General features: G+C 58.8%; 10 protein-coding genes. 6 read left to right on the plus strand and 4 right to left on the minus strand.

What is annotated here, in order from left to right:
* Nucleotides 1–158 precede the first annotated feature (158 nt).
* Nucleotides 159–2,822: a DNA gyrase subunit A gene (gyrA, locus tag ACWIKB_RS16195; RefSeq protein WP_123510133.1), complete on the minus strand. Its 2,664-nt coding sequence runs from the start codon at nucleotides 2,820–2,822 to the stop codon at nucleotides 159–161.
* A 424-nt stretch (nucleotides 2,823–3,246) separates the two neighbouring features.
* Entirely contained in the window at nucleotides 3,247–4,323 is a 1,077-nt protein-coding gene (gene mtnA, locus ACWIKB_RS16200; RefSeq protein ID WP_475268095.1) for an S-methyl-5-thioribose-1-phosphate isomerase, read from the minus strand.
* Between the two features lie 108 nt (nucleotides 4,324–4,431).
* Here mtnA and ACWIKB_RS16205 point away from each other — a divergent pair, with 108 nt between their 5' ends.
* From ACWIKB_RS16205 to ACWIKB_RS16225, 5 genes are all read left to right on the plus strand, one after another.
* Complete coding sequence (locus tag ACWIKB_RS16205) at nucleotides 4,432–5,766, plus strand: TRZ/ATZ family hydrolase (protein ID WP_475268097.1); 1,335 nt, start codon at nucleotides 4,432–4,434, stop codon at nucleotides 5,764–5,766.
* Nucleotides 5,767–5,824: 58 nt separating this feature from the next.
* Nucleotides 5,825–6,523, plus strand: coding sequence for a bifunctional 2-polyprenyl-6-hydroxyphenol methylase/3-demethylubiquinol 3-O-methyltransferase UbiG (gene ubiG / locus ACWIKB_RS16210; protein ID WP_109633737.1), 699 nt, complete (start codon nucleotides 5,825–5,827; stop codon nucleotides 6,521–6,523).
* 4 nt (nucleotides 6,524–6,527) lie between these two features.
* Nucleotides 6,528–7,199: an N-acetylmuramic acid 6-phosphate phosphatase MupP gene (gene mupP / locus ACWIKB_RS16215; protein ID WP_475268099.1), complete on the plus strand. Its 672-nt coding sequence runs from the start codon at nucleotides 6,528–6,530 to the stop codon at nucleotides 7,197–7,199.
* A 117-nt stretch (nucleotides 7,200–7,316) separates the two neighbouring features.
* Nucleotides 7,317–8,057, plus strand: coding sequence for a YciK family oxidoreductase (locus tag ACWIKB_RS16220; protein WP_123598539.1), 741 nt, complete (start codon nucleotides 7,317–7,319; stop codon nucleotides 8,055–8,057).
* A gap of 375 nt (nucleotides 8,058–8,432) precedes the next feature.
* Nucleotides 8,433–9,359: a GGDEF domain-containing protein gene (locus tag ACWIKB_RS16225; RefSeq protein WP_475268101.1), complete on the plus strand. Its 927-nt coding sequence runs from the start codon at nucleotides 8,433–8,435 to the stop codon at nucleotides 9,357–9,359.
* 122 nt (nucleotides 9,360–9,481) lie between these two features.
* Here the strand turns inward: ACWIKB_RS16225 and ACWIKB_RS16230 are convergent, their stop codons facing one another.
* Together ACWIKB_RS16230 and ACWIKB_RS16235 are read right to left on the minus strand one after the other, a co-directional pair.
* A complete protein-coding gene (locus ACWIKB_RS16230) occupies nucleotides 9,482–10,243 on the minus strand; it encodes a TenA family transcriptional regulator (RefSeq protein WP_475268102.1) in 762 nt (253 codons plus the stop codon).
* Between the two features lie 78 nt (nucleotides 10,244–10,321).
* Nucleotides 10,322–12,781, minus strand: a complete 2,460-nt coding sequence (locus ACWIKB_RS16235) for an EAL domain-containing protein (protein ID WP_475268103.1) — start codon at nucleotides 12,779–12,781, stop codon at nucleotides 10,322–10,324.
* 294 nt (nucleotides 12,782–13,075) lie between these two features.
* On the opposite strand from ACWIKB_RS16235, the gene ACWIKB_RS16240 reads away from it, so the two are divergent.
* A complete protein-coding gene (locus ACWIKB_RS16240) occupies nucleotides 13,076–16,663 on the plus strand; it encodes a hypothetical protein (protein WP_475268104.1) in 3,588 nt (1,195 codons plus the stop codon).
* Nucleotide 16,664 lies beyond the last annotated feature (1 nt).

A 16,664-nucleotide genomic window follows, 5' to 3' on the forward strand; every position in this document is an offset into this window, starting at 1 on the left:
AGTGAAACGAGGCTGCGATCTTTTCCCGGCATCTGCGAAGCAAGATCAAAAGATCGCAGCCTCGTTTCACTCGACAGCTCCTACAAGTCCTACAAGCCCTACATTCAAACAGGAGAAACAAGAAGGGGCGAATCTTCATCCGCCCCCTGTTTGTCCACTTATTCCTGCGGCTCTTCGTCGGCTGCGGCGTCGAGTTGCTGGTCTTCAGCAACGTCGTCGATCACGACTTCACCGTCGAACACTGCACCTTCTTCGCCCTCTTCACCTTCGAGCTCTTCGCCCTCGACTTCCGACGGCTCCTGGACCCGCTCCAGACCGACTAGCGTTTCGTCGCTGGCCAGTTTGATGAGGGTCACACCCTGGGTGTTACGACCCAGGCTGGAGACTTCGTCGACTCGAGTACGAACCAAGGTGCCCTGGTCGGAAATCAGCATGATCTCCTCGCCATCGAGCACCTGGACTGCACCGACCAGACGGCCGTTACGGTCGTTGCTGACCATGGCGATAACGCCCTGACCGCCACGTTTGTACTCAGGGAACTCAGTGATCGCCGTGCGCTTGCCGTAACCACGGGCCGAAGCGGTCAGGATCTGGCTGCCTTCTTCCGGGATCAGCATGGAAATCAGCTTCTGGCCTTCCGGCAGACGCATACCGCGGACACCGCGAGCGGTACGGCCCATGGCGCGAACGTCGGTTTCCTTGAAGCGAGTCACCTTGCCACCGTCGGAGAACAGCATGACTTCGCGGCTGCCATCGGTAATGGAAGCAGAAATCAGTACATCGCCTTCATCCAGCTCCAGCGCGATCAGGCCGACGCTGCGTTGACGGCTGAAGGATTCCAGCGGGGTCTTCTTCACGGTGCCTTTGGCAGTCGCCATGAAGATGAAGTGACCTTCGGTGTATTCGTCGACCGGCAGCATGGTGGTGATGTATTCATCACTGTCCAGCGGCAGCAGGTTGACCAGCGGACGACCACGGGCTGCGCGGGACGCTTCCGGGATTTCGTATGTTTTCAGCCAGTACACTTTGCCCTTGCTGGAGAACAGCAGCAGCGTGGTGTGGCTGTTGGCGACCAGCAGGTGAGCGATGTAGTCCTCATCCTTGACGCCGGTGGCCGACTTGCCTTTACCGCCACGACGCTGAGCCTGGTACGCAGCCAATGGCTGGGTCTTGGCGTAGCCACCGTGGGAAATGGTCACGACGCGCTCTTCTTCCGGGATCATGTCACCCAGGGTCAGGTCGAGACGGGCATCGAGAATTTCGGTGCGGCGCACGTCGCCGTATTCGGCGCGGATCACTTCCAGTTCTTCGCGGATCACTTCCATCAGGCGCGTAGCGCTGCTGAGGATGCGGATCAGTTCGCCGATCTGGTTGAGAATTTCTTGATACTCGGCCAGCAGCTTCTCGTGTTCCAGACCGGTCAGGCGGTGCAGACGCAGTTCGAGAATGGCTTGTGCCTGTTCTGGCGACAGGAAGTACTTGCCTTCGCGCAGACCGTATTGCGGGTCCAGGGTCTCTGGACGGCACGAGTCGGCACCGGCGCGCTCAACCATCGCGACCACGGCGGAAGATTCCCACGCAGTCTTGATCAGCGCTTCCTTGGCTTCCGACGGCGTCGGCGAGGCCTTGATCAGGGCGATGACCGGGTCGATGTTCGACAGGGCAACCGCTTGACCTTCCAGGATGTGACCACGTTCGCGGGCTTTACGCAGCTCGAACACGGTACGACGGGTCACGACTTCGCGACGGTGACGAACGAAGGCTTCCAGCAGGTCCTTGAGGTTCAGGATCCGCGGACGACCGTCGATCAGCGCAACGATGTTGATACCGAACACCGCTTGTAGCTGGGTCTGGGCGTAAAGGTTGTTGAGGATCACCTCAGGCACTTCGCCGCGACGCAGTTCGATCACGACGCGCATACCGTCCTTGTCGGACTCGTCGCGCAGTTCGGTGATGCCTTCCAGCTTCTTCTCTTTAACCAGCTCGGCGATCTTCTCGATCAGACGGGCCTTGTTCAGCTGGTAAGGGAGTTCGGTGATGACGATCTGCTGGCGACCACCGACCTTGTCGATGTCTTCGATCATCGAGCGGGCGCGCATGTAAATGCGGCCGCGACCGGTGCGGTAGGCTTCGATGATACCGGCGCGACCGTTGATGATCGCGGCGGTCGGGAAGTCCGGACCCGGGATGTATTGCATCAGCTCATCGATGGTCAACTCAGGGTTGTCGATGAGGGCCAGGCAACCGTCGATGACTTCACCGAGGTTGTGCGGCGGGATGTTGGTCGCCATGCCCACGGCGATACCGCTGGAGCCGTTGACCAGCAGGTTGGGAATACGGGTCGGCATGACCGCCGGGATCATTTCGGTGCCGTCGTAGTTCGGCACCCAGTCCACGGTTTCTTTGTGCAGGTCAGCCAGCAGCTCGTGCGCCAGCTTGGTCATGCGCACTTCGGTGTATCGCATGGCTGCGGCGTTGTCGCCGTCCACCGAACCGAAGTTGCCCTGGCCGTCTACCAGCAGGTAGCGCAAGGAGAATGGCTGCGCCATCCGAACGATGGTGTCGTACACCGCGGTATCACCGTGAGGGTGATACTTACCGATCACGTCACCGACAACACGGGCAGATTTCTTGTACGGCTTGTTGAAGTCGTTGCCCAGCTCGCTCATCGCGAACAGCACACGCCGGTGCACGGGCTTCAAGCCATCGCGCGCATCCGGCAGTGCCCGCCCGACAATTACGCTCATCGCGTAGTCGAGGTAGGACTGCTTCAGCTCGTCTTCGATATTGACCGGGAGGATTTCTTTGGCCAGTTCGCCCATGAGAAGCCTGATTCCTTTTTCTGGTGAAACTTCGTCACATCCATATGGGACGAACGAAGCTCGCCGATGCCGACTGATTGCCATGCACCGACTTACGACAAATCAACGAGTTATGCCATGGATCTGCGCAGTAAAGACAACCCCGTGGGACTGCCTCGGAAAACGCCGGATGTTATCACAAGAGCCGCCACGCACCTATCCCCCTGATGCGCATGGAGCATAGTTAGTTGACCGGTGACAGGCTTAACGGGGACGAGAGAGGCTTAGAGCCTTGTCGAATGACGAATTCAGGCTGATTTGTTGGCTTTGCGGGCCCTATCGCGAGCAAGCTCGCTCCCACATTTGACCGAGTTATCCAGCCAGACACCGTCAAGTGTGGGAGCGAGCTTGCTCGCGATTGCGATTTAACTGACGCTAAAGATCGTCAATGCAGACGCTTGCGGCACATCAACTGCGCCATCTTCGCGGTATCAGGCCGCTCGACGATGCCTTTCTCGGTGACGATCGCATCGATCAGGTCCGCCGGCGTTACGTCGAATACCGGGTTGAAGGCATCGACATCCGCCCCGACCCGCTTGCCGCCGACATTCAGCAATTCGCTGCCGTCGCGCTCTTCGATAGGAATGTCGTCGCCACTGGCCAGGTTCATGTCGATGGTCGAACTCGGCGCCACCACCATAAAGCGCACGCCATGGTGCATCGCGCACACCGCCAGTTGATAGGTGCCGATCTTGTTGGCCACGTCGCCATTGGCAGTGATCCGGTCCGCGCCGACGATCACCCAGGTAATGCCTTTGGTCTTCATGATGTGCGCGGCGGCTGAGTCGGCATTGAGGGTCACGGGAATGCCTTCATTGGCCAGTTCCCACGCAGTCAACCGAGAACCTTGCAGCCAGGGACGGGTTTCGTCGGCGTAGACACGCTCGACCATACCTTCAATAAACGCACCACGAATCACCCCCAGCGCCGTACCGAAACCGCCCGTAGCGAGTGCGCCGGTGTTGCAGTGGGTCAGGATCGCCTGGGCATTGCCCTGATGCTTGCGGATCAGGTCCACACCCAGTTGGGCCATGGTCAGGTTGGCTTCGCGGTCGCTTTCGTGAATGGCAATGGCTTCCGCCTCCAGCGCCGCCAGAGGGTCTGCATCGCCCTTGAGACGGTCCAGGCGGTCGCGCATGCGACTCAGGGCCCAGAACAGATTCACCGCCGTTGGCCGGGAATCTGCCAGCAACGCGTAATCCTCTTCCCATGCGGCTTGCCAGTCATCGCCTTCGGCAATGCGGGCGCGGGCTGACAGCACCATGGCATAGGCGGCACTGATGCCGATCGCCGGCGCACCGCGCACCACCATCGAGCGAATGGCCTCGGCCACGCCAGCGGCGCTGGTGTAGGCGATCCAGGTTTCCTCGAACGGCAAAATACGCTGATCCAGCAGGTACAGGGCGCCATCACGCCAATCGATGGCCTTAACTTTCTCTGCAGCCAATAGTCGATCGCGCATCCTTCACCCCGCACTCATGAACAAAAGCCGCCGATTATAGCGATCCCCCCGCGAAGACGCTCGGGTATACTTCGCCATCCTTTACAAAAGCACTGGAACCGACCCTCGATGCCGAAACCTGCCGTTGCGCTCGACTTATTATTGCTGCCGACCTGGCTGGTACCCGTCGAACCCGCTGGCGTGGTCCTCAAAGAGCACGGTCTGGGCATCCGCGACGGTCGCATCGTGTTTATCGGCCCGCGTGCCGAAGCGCTGAAGTGTAACGCGACCGAAGTCCGCGAGCTCCCGGATGTTCTGCTCAGCCCTGGCCTGATCAACGCCCACGGCCACGCGGCGATGACACTGTTCCGCGGCCTGGCCGACGACTTGCCGTTGATGACCTGGCTGGAAAACCACATCTGGCCCGCCGAGGCCAAGTGGGTCGATGAAGATTTCGTGCGCGATGGTACGGACCTGGCGATCGCCGAACAGCTGAAAGGCGGCATCACCTGCTTCTCTGACATGTATTTCTTCCCGAAGGTTGCCAGCGAACGCGTGCATAACAGCGGGATTCGCGCGCAAATCGCGATTCCAATCCTCGATTTCCCGATTCCAGGTGCCGCCACGGCGGATGAAGCCATTCGTCAGGGCATCGAGCTGTTTGGCGATCTCAAGCACCACGAGCGCATCAAAATCACCTTCGGCCCCCACGCACCGTACACCGTGGGCGACGAAAACCTGGAGAAAATCCGGGTAATCGCCGAAGAGCTGGACGCGGCAATTCACATGCACGTGCACGAAACCGCTTTCGAAGTGCAGCAATCGGTGGAACAGCGTGGTGAACGCCCGCTGGCCCGCCTCGGGCGCCTGGGCTTGCTCGGGCCGCGCTTTCAGGCGGTTCACATGACCCAGATCAGCGATGAAGACCTGGCCTTGCTGGTAGAAAGCAACACCCATGTGATTCATTGCCCGGAATCGAACCTGAAACTGGCCAGCGGTTTCTGCCCGGTGGAACGCCTATGGCAGGCCGGGGTGAACGTGGCCGTCGGCACCGATGGCGCGGCCAGCAACAATGACCTCGACCTGCTCGGCGAAACCCGCACCGCCGCGCTGCTGGCCAAGGCTGTCGCCGGTTCGGCCACAGCGCTGGATGCTCATCGTGCCTTGCGCATGGCCACCCTCAACGGGGCCCGCGCGCTGGGCATCGAGACTGAAGTCGGCTCGCTGGAAATCGGCAAGGCCGCGGACATCGTCGCTTTCGACCTGTCCGGCCTGGCCCAACAACCGATCTACGACCCGGTTTCGCAACTGATCTACGCCACTGGCCGCGACTGCGTGAAACACGTTTGGGTCGCCGGCAAGCAACTGCTCGATGACAAGCGCCTGACGCGCCTGGATGAAGAACAACTCTGCGCCACGGCCAAGGCCTGGGGCCAACGCATCAGCGGCCACACCGAATCGTAAGCACCCCGGACTCAACGCCGGGGCAACAGGATTTTTCAAGTTTTAGAGGACTTACACCATGAGCAACGTCGACTACGCCGAAATCGCCAAATTCGAAGCCCTGGCCCATCGCTGGTGGGACCGCGAAAGCGAGTTCAAACCGCTGCACGACATCAACCCGCTGCGGGTCAACTGGATTGACGAACGCGTCAACCTGGCCGGCAAGAAAGTCCTCGACGTCGGCTGTGGCGGCGGCATCCTCAGCGAAGCCATGGCTCAGCGCGGCGCCACCGTGATGGGTATCGACATGGGCGAAGCGCCATTGGCGGTCGCACAACTTCATCAACTGGAATCCGGCGTCAGCGTCGAGTACCGCCAGATCACCGCCGAAGCCCTGGCCGAAGAGATGCCCGAGCAGTTCGACGTGGTCACCTGCCTGGAAATGCTCGAACACGTGCCGGATCCGTCCTCGGTCATCCGCGCCTGCTTCAAGATGGTCAAGCCGGGCGGCCAAGTGTTCTTCTCCACGATCAACCGCAACCCGAAGGCGTACCTGTTCGCCATCGTCGGCGCGGAATACATCATGAAGCTGCTGCCTCGCGGCACTCACGACTTCAAGAAATTCATCCGCCCCTCCGAGCTGGGTGCCTGGAGCCGCATGGCCGGCCTGACCGTCAAGGACATCATCGGGTTGACCTACAACCCGCTGACCAAGCACTACAAACTGGCGGCCGACGTGGACGTCAACTACATGATCCAGACCCTGCGCGAGGAGTAAGCCGATGCGAATCAGAGCAGTCCTTTTCGACATGGACGGCACGCTGCTCGACACCGCGCCGGACTTCATCGCCATCTGTCAGGCGATGCGCGCCGAGCGCGGCTTGCCGCCGATGAATGACCAACACATCCGCGACGAAATCTCCGGTGGCGCCAAGGCCATGGTGGCGGTGACGTTCTCAATGGACCCGGAATCACCGGGCTTCGAGGAGCTGCGTCTGGAGTTCCTGGAACGCTATCTCGTCGGTTGTGCGGTTCACAGCAAACTCTTCGATGGTATGGGCGAACTGCTGGCCGATATCGAAAAGGCCAACCTGATCTGGGGCGTGGTGACCAATAAACCGCTGCGTTTTGCCGAACCGATCATGCAGCAGCTGGGGCTGGCCGAGCGCTCGGCGCTGCTGATCTGCCCGGATCACGTGAAGAACAGCAAACCGGACCCGGAACCGTTGATTCTGGCCTGCAAAATGCTCGACCTCGACCCGGCCAGCGTGTTGTTTGTCGGTGATGATTTGCGCGATATCGAGTCGGGCCGCGACGCCGGCACCAAGACCGCCGCCGTGACCTATGGCTACATCCATCCGGAGGACAACCCGCGGCATTGGGGCGCGGATGTGGTGGTGGATCATCCGCTGGAGTTGCGCAAGGTGCTGGATAGCGCGCTCTGTAGTTGCTGATCAAGGTCAAAAGATCGCAGCCTGCGGCAGCTCCTACAGGAGACCACGATCGGCGCAGGAACTGCCGAAGGCTGCGATCTTTTCCCAGCTTGTTAATGGATTGTGTTGAGGTTTTTTATGTTTGATTATTCTGCCCGCCCTGAATTGCTCAAGGGCCGAGTCATCCTGGTCACCGGCGCTGGCCGTGGCATCGGCGCTGCCGCTGCGAAAACCTACGCCGCCCACGGCGCCACCGTGCTGTTGCTGGGCAAGACCGAAGCCAACCTGACTCAGGTCTACGACGAAATCGAAGCCGCCGGGCACCCTCAACCGGCAGTCATTCCGTTCAACCTGGAAACCGCCCTGCCCCATCAATACGATGAGTTGGCGGCGATGATCGAGACCGAGTTCGGCCATCTCGACGGGTTGCTGCACAACGCGTCGATCATTGGTCCGCGCACGCCGATCGAGCAGTTGTCAGGCGAAAATTTCATGCGCGTCATGCACGTCAACGTCAACGCCATGTTCATGCTCACCAGCACCCTGCTGCCGCTGCTCAAGTTGTCGCAGGACGCCTCGGTGGTGTTCACCTCCAGCAGCGTCGGGCGCAAGGGTCGGGCGTACTGGGGCGCTTATGGCGTCTCCAAGTTTGCCACCGAAGGGTTGATGCAAACCCTCGCCGATGAAGTCGACACCGTGGCGCCAGTGCGCTCCAACAGCATCAACCCCGGCGCCACCCGCACCAGCATGCGTGCCCAGGCCTACCCAGGGGAGAACCCGCTGAATAATCCAACGCCCGAAGAAATCATGCCGGTCTATCTCTATCTGATGGGCCCGGACAGCACGGGCATCAATGGCCAGGCGTTCAACGCGCAGTAACGCCCGCACGTCGTATTTGTGCCGCGACATTTAACCGTCGCGGCACGCAACCACCGCTGCAAACCCTGCACTTCCCAGTCAAACAAATGCCGCCGACCTCAGCGGCATTTCTCGTAAAACGCTCTAAATCAATGATTTAGAACGGCTTTTATCCGAATGAACCGAATGGCACGACTTTCGCTCTAATTTTGTTCAGACACGCAGTGTGACAGCAGCTGGCGGTGGCGCCTGAGTCGATAGGTTACTTAACTTCGACAAAGCGGACTAAACTCGTACCAAATGTCCTACGGGACTGATGGACCAGTATGACGCGCAGCCCAAAGCCGCTCTCACCCAGCCTGTAAGACAGCCTTACTGCTTAGGGGCTCACGCCATATGAAATCACCTTCCCAGACCAACGCAATTGACTTCGATAGCGCCAAATTGCAACGCCTGGGCTTTGGTCAGCAGCCTCCGCTTCTAGAGAGGCCGGTCAGTCTTGCGCAATTGCGCCAGCAACTGGGCCTGCAGCTGCAAACCAGTCTTGAGCCGCAACGCATTCTCGGGCTCTTTTTCCGCGAAATTCAGCGCCTTGTCCCTTTGGACGCCTTGAGCTACCAGCACAAGACCAGTGACTTGCGCCTGGAATTCGGTCAGCGCGGTCATCATTCGGTCAGCTACAGCCTGAGTCATGAGGGTGAACATCTGGGTGAGCTGGTGTTCCGCCGCAATCAGCGTTTCAACGAACAGGAACAGGGCAATCTGGAGTCACTGCTGTCGGCGCTGCTCTATCCGATGCGCAACGCCCTGCTCTACCGTGCCGCGACCCAAAGCGCCCTGCGTGACCCGCTTACCGACACCGGTAACCGCGTCGCCATGGACCAGACCCTGCAGCGGGAAATCGAAATGTCGCGGCGGCATTTGCAGCCCTTGTCGTTGCTGATGCTGGATATCGACCACTTCAAAGACGTCAACGACAGTCACGGGCACAGCGCCGGCGATGACGTGCTCAAGGCAGTTGCCGCCTCGATCAAGGGTCAGTTGCGCAACGTGGACATGGTGTTCCGGTTTGGTGGCGAGGAGTTTTTGATCCTGCTGTCGAACACTAGCCGGGAAGCTGCGGCGCTGGTTGGCGAACGCCTGCGGCTTGCCGCCCAGGCCCAGGAATATCGCGCCGATGGTCAGGTGATCGAGTTGACGGTCAGCCTCGGCTGCTCGACCTTGCTGCCCGGCGAATCCGCCGAGAGCCTGTTGCGCCGAGCCGACAGCGCGTTGTACGTGGCCAAGCGCGAGGGGCGTAATCGCCTGGCGATGGCGGGCTGATCCTGATCAAAACAACTGTAGGAGCTGCCGAAGGCTGCGATCTTTTGATCTTTGGCAGCTTCAAAACCATCAAAGATCAAAAGATCGCAGCCTTCGGCAGCTCCTACAGGGTTTAACGACCTTTAGCTCTCGACCAACATCATCCGCTCACGAGCTACCGGTGCCCGCTCCGCGTGTTCCTGCTGCATGCAGCGTTCAAGAAACAGGAACATGTAGTCGTAGCTCTTGCACACGGCCTGGCGCAATTCCACTTGCAGGGCTTTACTCGGATTCAAGCCAGCCAGGGTGCAGATGATTTCCAGCGCTTCCCACGGGTGGGCATCATCGTACTGGGCGTGCATCTTCAGCCATTTCATGGCCCGCTTGCGATCTTCCTCAGGGAAGGCTGCCGCGTAGACACCACTGGAACAGACCAGCGCCGACCACTCCCCGGTCGCACCCTCAATGGCGTAGTTGGTAGCGGCGATAGCCACGATCAGCGAATCCGCTGAACTGGTGTGCCAACACCAATGGCTTAACGCATGCAGCTCAGGGGCAACTTGCTGGGCTTGCAGATCTTCCAGGCTGACACCGTGAGCCCGGCTCCAGTGCACCCAGTAATCGGCGTGATTGAGTTCGACACGAATATTACGCATCAGCCAGCGCCGCGCCATGTCTTCGCCGGGGTGGCGGGCAAAGCGGGTCTTGGTGAGGTTTTGTGCCATATACAACGCGAACTGCTCGACTACCGGCCAGCCCCCTATCAGGTACTGACGCATAGTCTTGGCGCTGAGTTTGTTATCTCGCATGCGCTGATACAGTTCGTGTTCGACAACCCGGCGTTTGCTCTCGCTGCAATCCTGGATCAGTTGCTGAGCCCAGGCGGGATAACTTGCAGCTTCCATGAGTGGTCCGGTTCGGTTGAATGTGTCGATCACTGTTCGGCTCCTTTTGATTTGTGATTGTAAGATCAGCAAGAGATTTCAACGGAACGTGCCAGGCGCCTTGAATAACAGAGGCTGCGGTCTGGCGGGACGACTTTGCAAGCTGTCACAGGTAAACAATTGCGGGCGTTCGATGACATACCCTTGAGCGTAATCCACACCGATTTCGAGCAATGCCTGCTCGATCTGGGGTGTCTCGACAAACTCGGCAATGGTGCGCTTACCCATGACATGACCGATGTGGTTAATCACCTCGACCATAGCGCGGTTAATCGGGTCGTCCAGCATATCCTTTACGAAACTCCCGTCGATCTTCAAGAAGTCTACAGGTAAATGTTTCAAGTAAGCGAACGAGGACATTCCGGCGCAAAAGTCATCAAGTGAAAAGTGGCAACCTAAACCTTTGAGTTCATTAATAAATCTGATTGCACTTCCCAAATTCGAAATAGCGCTGGTTTCTGTAATTTCAAAACAAATCATTTCAGGAGGAATAGCGTAAGTAACAAACTGTTCACGCAAGAAGTCCAGGAACGCCTCATCTCCGATAGTAATACCTGACAGATTAATCGCACACATGGCCAACGGTCCTTTGCGCTGTTCGCCAATACATTGCGCGATGATCTTGAATACATTCTCTACAACCCAGCGATCCAGCGACGTCATCAAGCCATAACGCTCGGCGGCCGGAATGAAACTGTCGGGCAAGATCATCCGCCCGGCCTCGTCATGCAGGCGCAGCAGTATTTCGATGTGCCCGCCGCCGTGCTCGACATGCCCCAACGGCGCGATTTCCTGGGCGTACAGGCAGAAGCGGTTTTCCTCCAGCGCCATGTGCAAGCGTTGCACCCAGGCCATTTCACCGAAACGCAGGGACAGTTCCGAGTCGTCGGCATGATAGACCTGCACCCGGTTGCGCCCCTTTTCCTTGGCCATGTAACAGGCCATATCGGCGGCGCGCAGCGAGGATTCGAGGGTGGTCGGGGTTTGCGCGACATGCACCAGGCCAATGCTGACGGTGGTCAGGAACGGCCGGCCCTTCCAGACAAAGTGCAGGTTCTGCACGGTCTGGCGCAGCACCTCGGCGATTTTTTCCGCATGCTCCGGTGCACAGTTCTCCAGCAAAATACCGAATTCGTCGCCGCCCAGCCTGGCCAGGGTGTCACCTTCACGCAGGCCGGATTGCAGCAACGCGCAGATATGCCGCAGCAACTCATCCCCCGCCGCATGGCCGCAAGTGTCGTTGACCAGTTTGAACTGATCCAGATCGAGGAACATCAAGGCGTGGCGCCCCGGCTGGCGCGTCAGGTTGTGCAGCGCCTGCTCCAGGCGATATTCGAATTCCCGGCGGTTGGCCAGCCCGGTCAAAGCGTCGTGGGTCGCCTGCCAGGACAGATTGGCGATGTATTGCCGTTCCTGGGTCATGTCGTGCAGCACCAGCACCGTGCCACTGACCTTGCCGGCATTGCGGATCGGTGCGCCAACCAGGGTCACCGACACCGTGCTGCCGTCCAGGCGCTGGATCAGCTTGGAATGCTCGCTACCGCCGCTGAGTTGGCCACTCAGAATATGCTCGATCAAGGTAAAGCCGTCGGCCTGGGCGTTCTCGTCCAACAGATTGAACAGCGCCGCCAGCGGCAACCCGGTGGCTTGTTCGGCTTTCCAGTGGGTCATGGCCTCGGCAGCGGGGTTCATGTAAGCAATCGCCCCTTCGACATCCGTGGTAATCACCCCATCGCCAATCGACTGCAAGGTAATTTGCGCCCGGTCCTTCTCCAGTTGCAACGCCTCGGCGAAGGCATGGCGCTGCTTGAGCAGCTTGTGGGTGCGCAGCAACGCCAGGACGATCAGCCCCAGCGCCGTCGCCAGATTGGTCACCAGCAACAGCCGCAGGATGACCCGCGAGCCCTCGCCCAGCGCATCGCTGAACGCCTTGGCCGCCGGGGTTACGCCGTCGTTGATGGCAAAAATCTGATCCTTCCAGCGCTTGATATCGGCCGAGGTGGCCTGATTATCGACGACGCTCTGGTGCATTTCCCGGGCGACGTCATCGAGCTGCACCAGGTAAGCGTCGCCCACGGTCCAGCGGTCGATGGCTTTTTCCAGGTAACTGAAGTGCCGGAAGTTGAGGTACAGCCAGATCAGGCTGGCGACGTCGTCCGGATGGTTGCCGCCCTTGAGAATCCCCACCCGCGCGGCTTCGAGATCCGGAGGTTGCTTGTCCAGCGCCACGCGCAACTCATGCCCGCCCTGGGGCACGGCAATGGCGTTCTGGTATTTGCGAAAGATCACTTCGTCGCGATTGTCGGCGTAGAGGTTGAGGTAATAGATGGCGTCTTTCTGGCCCTTGGACCACAGGCTTTCACCGGCCACATAGCCGCGCACCGCCGACAGCACATAGAGGCTGACGCCGCCAAGCAACGCTTGAAACAGCACGACGGCGATAAACGGCCAGACGATGCCTAACAATCGTGGCGTTCCGAGAGTCCGTTTTGGCTTCATGAGGTCCCTTGCATAGGCGCTGCCCTGATCATCATCCAGATCTGACCACTCCCGCAAGACTAGGAGGCGTTCCCTCTCCCCGCAAGGAGGCGTCTGCTCGCAACATGGACAAGTTGCCATAAATAACGGCTTTTCAGTGCAGATCGGCCAAAAAGGACGGTCAACAGCGCCCCAAAGACATCCGCTGCCATAACTATGTACCACCTCGGACTTCACTTGATCGCTTGTAATCGAGCCAGGACGCCCTCGCGCAAAGCGATGCGAAGCTCAACAACCATCAGGAGATGCTCCTTCATGCAAACAATCACGTCCGGCGGCCTGTTCCCGCCGACACACCCTACCGAAGCCCAACTGCATACAGGCCAGCTGGAAGATTACCAACTCTTGCTGTCTGCCATGAACGAACCCCCCAACCAGGTTCATCTCTTTAATCTAATACCGATAGGGCCTTTTTCACCGCTGCACCGGGTGAGCGAGGACGGCCTGAATGCGCTATGGCACTTATTGCGCGACCGGGATTACATCGATATGTGCACAAAGCATCAAGTCAAACACGGCGACCTGAACGTCACCCTTGAAAAGGGCCAGTATGTTTATCGAGGCTGGAGTAACGAGGGTTACAAAGTCACCCTGGATCTGATGGAACAGGCCAGTTGGCAAGCGTTCAAACCCCGGATCGAACGGGCCGCCTCTTTATTAGGCGGTCAGATCAACTCCAACCGTACGATCAGCCTGGGCAGGATGTGCGAGTTTTACGGCCTCGCCCCGTGGACGCCGCGACACCCGCTAGAACATCCCGCCGCGATAAAGACCCTGCAAGAAAAAATCGCCAGCCATCAACTAAGGCTGGAGGACGACTTCGATATTCTGGTGCTGAGACGACGCCCCACTGATAAAGATCGCGCCGTATTCCGAGCCCATCGACGTGACTCGTCCGAGCCTTCGCAGATCGATACCCAGAAGATTCACGCGGGGATCATCCGCGCGGAAATCATCGACACCCTCAACCAGTTCCGGCCTGATCAAAACACATCACCACTGACCCACCTCGCCAACACCATCCTGGCTGATGCCACCCTCGAGCAAGTTCGGGCGACACCGACTGTTTATCTGCAAAAAATCCTGCTAAGCGCCGAAGCCGAACAACTGGGAGTGCTGTTGCTATCGACCCTGGATTGGTATGGCGGGGAAATCGGTGAAGACACTTCACCCTTTATCAAAACCCGGCTGATCGCCCAGGCACTGCAACTCTGGCTGACAGGGCCTACCGATGATCATACTGAGGAGATTGCCGGTTACGCCTGGCAGGCGCGCGCTAACTGGGGCAAAAGTTATCAGGCCATTCAGGCTGATTTTGAAACCCATCTACTTAAGTCAAAGCGTGCTTCATCGGAAAAAGAGGCGATGGTTATTGCCCGGTTGTTTTTGCCTCTATTTCCTAGCGAATTCCGTGTAACAGGGATTCCGGCCGAACTTGCCTACAAAAGCTCAATCGTCTGGGTCAACTTTGTCACGGGTGTGAACTTGATCAAGGCCAGCGATCCCCGATTGCTGGAGCGGCTCAATTTCCAACAACTGGCCAACCTGCCCCTCTTGCTGAGCGAAAACGCAACGGCTGAAACCCTGAAATATATTGGCCTGGTGCGGCTGATGCCAACATTGGACTGGGCGCGAACCTACGGCGTCATTGCCCAGAAACCGTATGACCAGTACACGCGAAAAGAAGTTGAGCGGGCGCTGGCGGAACTGGACGAGTACACCGAGCAACTCAATAAAGCCGTTATCCAACTCAACGAAAAGCCCCCCGAACGCCTGTCCATCGGCAAAAGGGAGATGGCAAAGCTATTCGGTAAAGACGCCTTCATCTCGGACGGTCGGAAACTGGCGAGGAAACTGGCCCCGCCTATTTCTGTTTCTCGTGACGCCCCCTACCTCCCGGGCAAGGATTACGAGTACTACTCGTTCCTCGACGTACTGGCCTCCGGCAAGTTTGATAATCAGAAAATATGGCAGGTTACAGAAGCTGATGGCACCACGCTCAGCAAACAATGGGTTCGGATCGATGAGCATCGAACGATAAAAACCGAAGGGGCATGGCCCGCTCCAGAGAGCGAGTTCATGGGTTTGCGAGTAGTCATGTCGCCGTTCACCAAGATGCCTGATGTAAAGGCATTGTTCGAGGCGGAATTCGAACACTATGTACAGAAAACCACGACCGCCTACGAAACGCTGATCAGAAGCCTGATTGCATCGCTGCCTTGCGCTGACCGTCTGGCCCTGGAGTTCGGAGAAGTCAAGATCCATAGCCTGAGAAAAGAAAGCCAGGGCATTGAGGCGCAAAACGAGACACCTGAGCTGATCTTGCCGCTCAGAGCCCGCAATGGCCTGATCCTCCAGGCAACCCATGCCGATAACACCACGCATTACGAACTGTTGCCCAAGGCAGGCGTGATACGCCGCCTCGATAAACTGGATTCGGGGTTGTTCAGTGGCGATCTCCAGACTGAACGCTGGCGCGTTTCCGGATCCGGCACCGTGGCCGTTTCGGTATGGCGGCATAAGGATCTGCCATTTGACTGGGACGCTCATTCAAACGGCAGCGCACCGCGAAAGGAAAGCCGTTGCCAGGCCATCATCGAACAGTTGGGCGACACCCTTGATGCAACCCCCTATAGCGAGGAAAACGCCGCCCTCCCCCCGCAAACATTGTCCTCGTATCGCGCGGTGAAAATCAGTCATGCCATTGCAAGCGGGCTGCTATTCGTCGACCCGAAAGCACTGCGCAACGCCGCTTATGGTCAGACCCAGTTCGATCGCAACACGGCCTGGTACGAAAAAGTCGTCGCCGTTGCAAAGATGCTGGTGCCGTTCTGGAGCAGTATCGAAGACCTGGAATCGGGCGACAAGACACGCTTGATCGACGGCGCGTTCGGCCTGTTCGCCGATGTCCTTTCATTTGCGTTGCCGATCGGCAAATTTGCCTCGGGCTCGATGCAATTGGTCGCCCGTTCCAGCCGGCTGACCTTGCGTGCCACGTTGCCGTCGGTCAGATCACTGACGTTGGAACTGGTGATTTCGATTGCCGGCGCTCTGAACCCGATCGATGGTCCCCTCTCTCTGCTGAACGGACTGCGTGTGGTCATTATGAAGTTAGGTCGCGCCGGACGTTTCAGGCTGATGGAACTGCTGGGACGAGCAGGTCGCTATAACTTCGTGCGCAGCCACCCCCAGGTTGGCGATGTGGGTCACTGGAAGCCCTTGGTGGACGGTGAGGAACTGGCCCGGGTAAACGGCGTCGACGACGTATCGGTCCGTAATCTGGCAAGCGCTGGAAAGTCCGACTATCGCCTGGTCGATCCGCTATCGTCCAAATTGTTTGGCCCAACCCTGGCGACCAAATCCGGCGAACTGTCGCCAGGGCGATCCCGCTACGATTCCCTGGGCAAGACCGACAACCATGCGCTCATCGAGGTCCCTGAACATACCCGTGTGCGCGAAGTGCTTGAAGTCGATGGCCGTACCACGATGTTTCTCGACGACGTGCCATACAGACTGGACGGCGACACGCTGCGTCGCGCCGACCTGATCGATGACGATGCACTCAAGGCCATCCCCTGCCGGATAAGTCGAGCCCCGGCCTCCGCTGTCTGCAAGACCCGCTACGTGACCCGTGACCCGGCCCCAGTCCCGAGCATCGGCAGTTACGATGAAACCAAAGGCTGGGCACTCTGGTTTGGCGATGTTATCTACACTCCCGCCACTGACCGTGCACCGATGCGGGCCGCAGACATCGCCAGGCACGCAAGCCTCGACGCCACCCTGGAGTTCCAGAAAGGTATCTACGGACGGGTCATGCTCAGCCTGCCCGATCCGCGCCAATAAC

The organism is Pseudomonas sp. 5Vm1k (genome assembly GCF_056161485.1).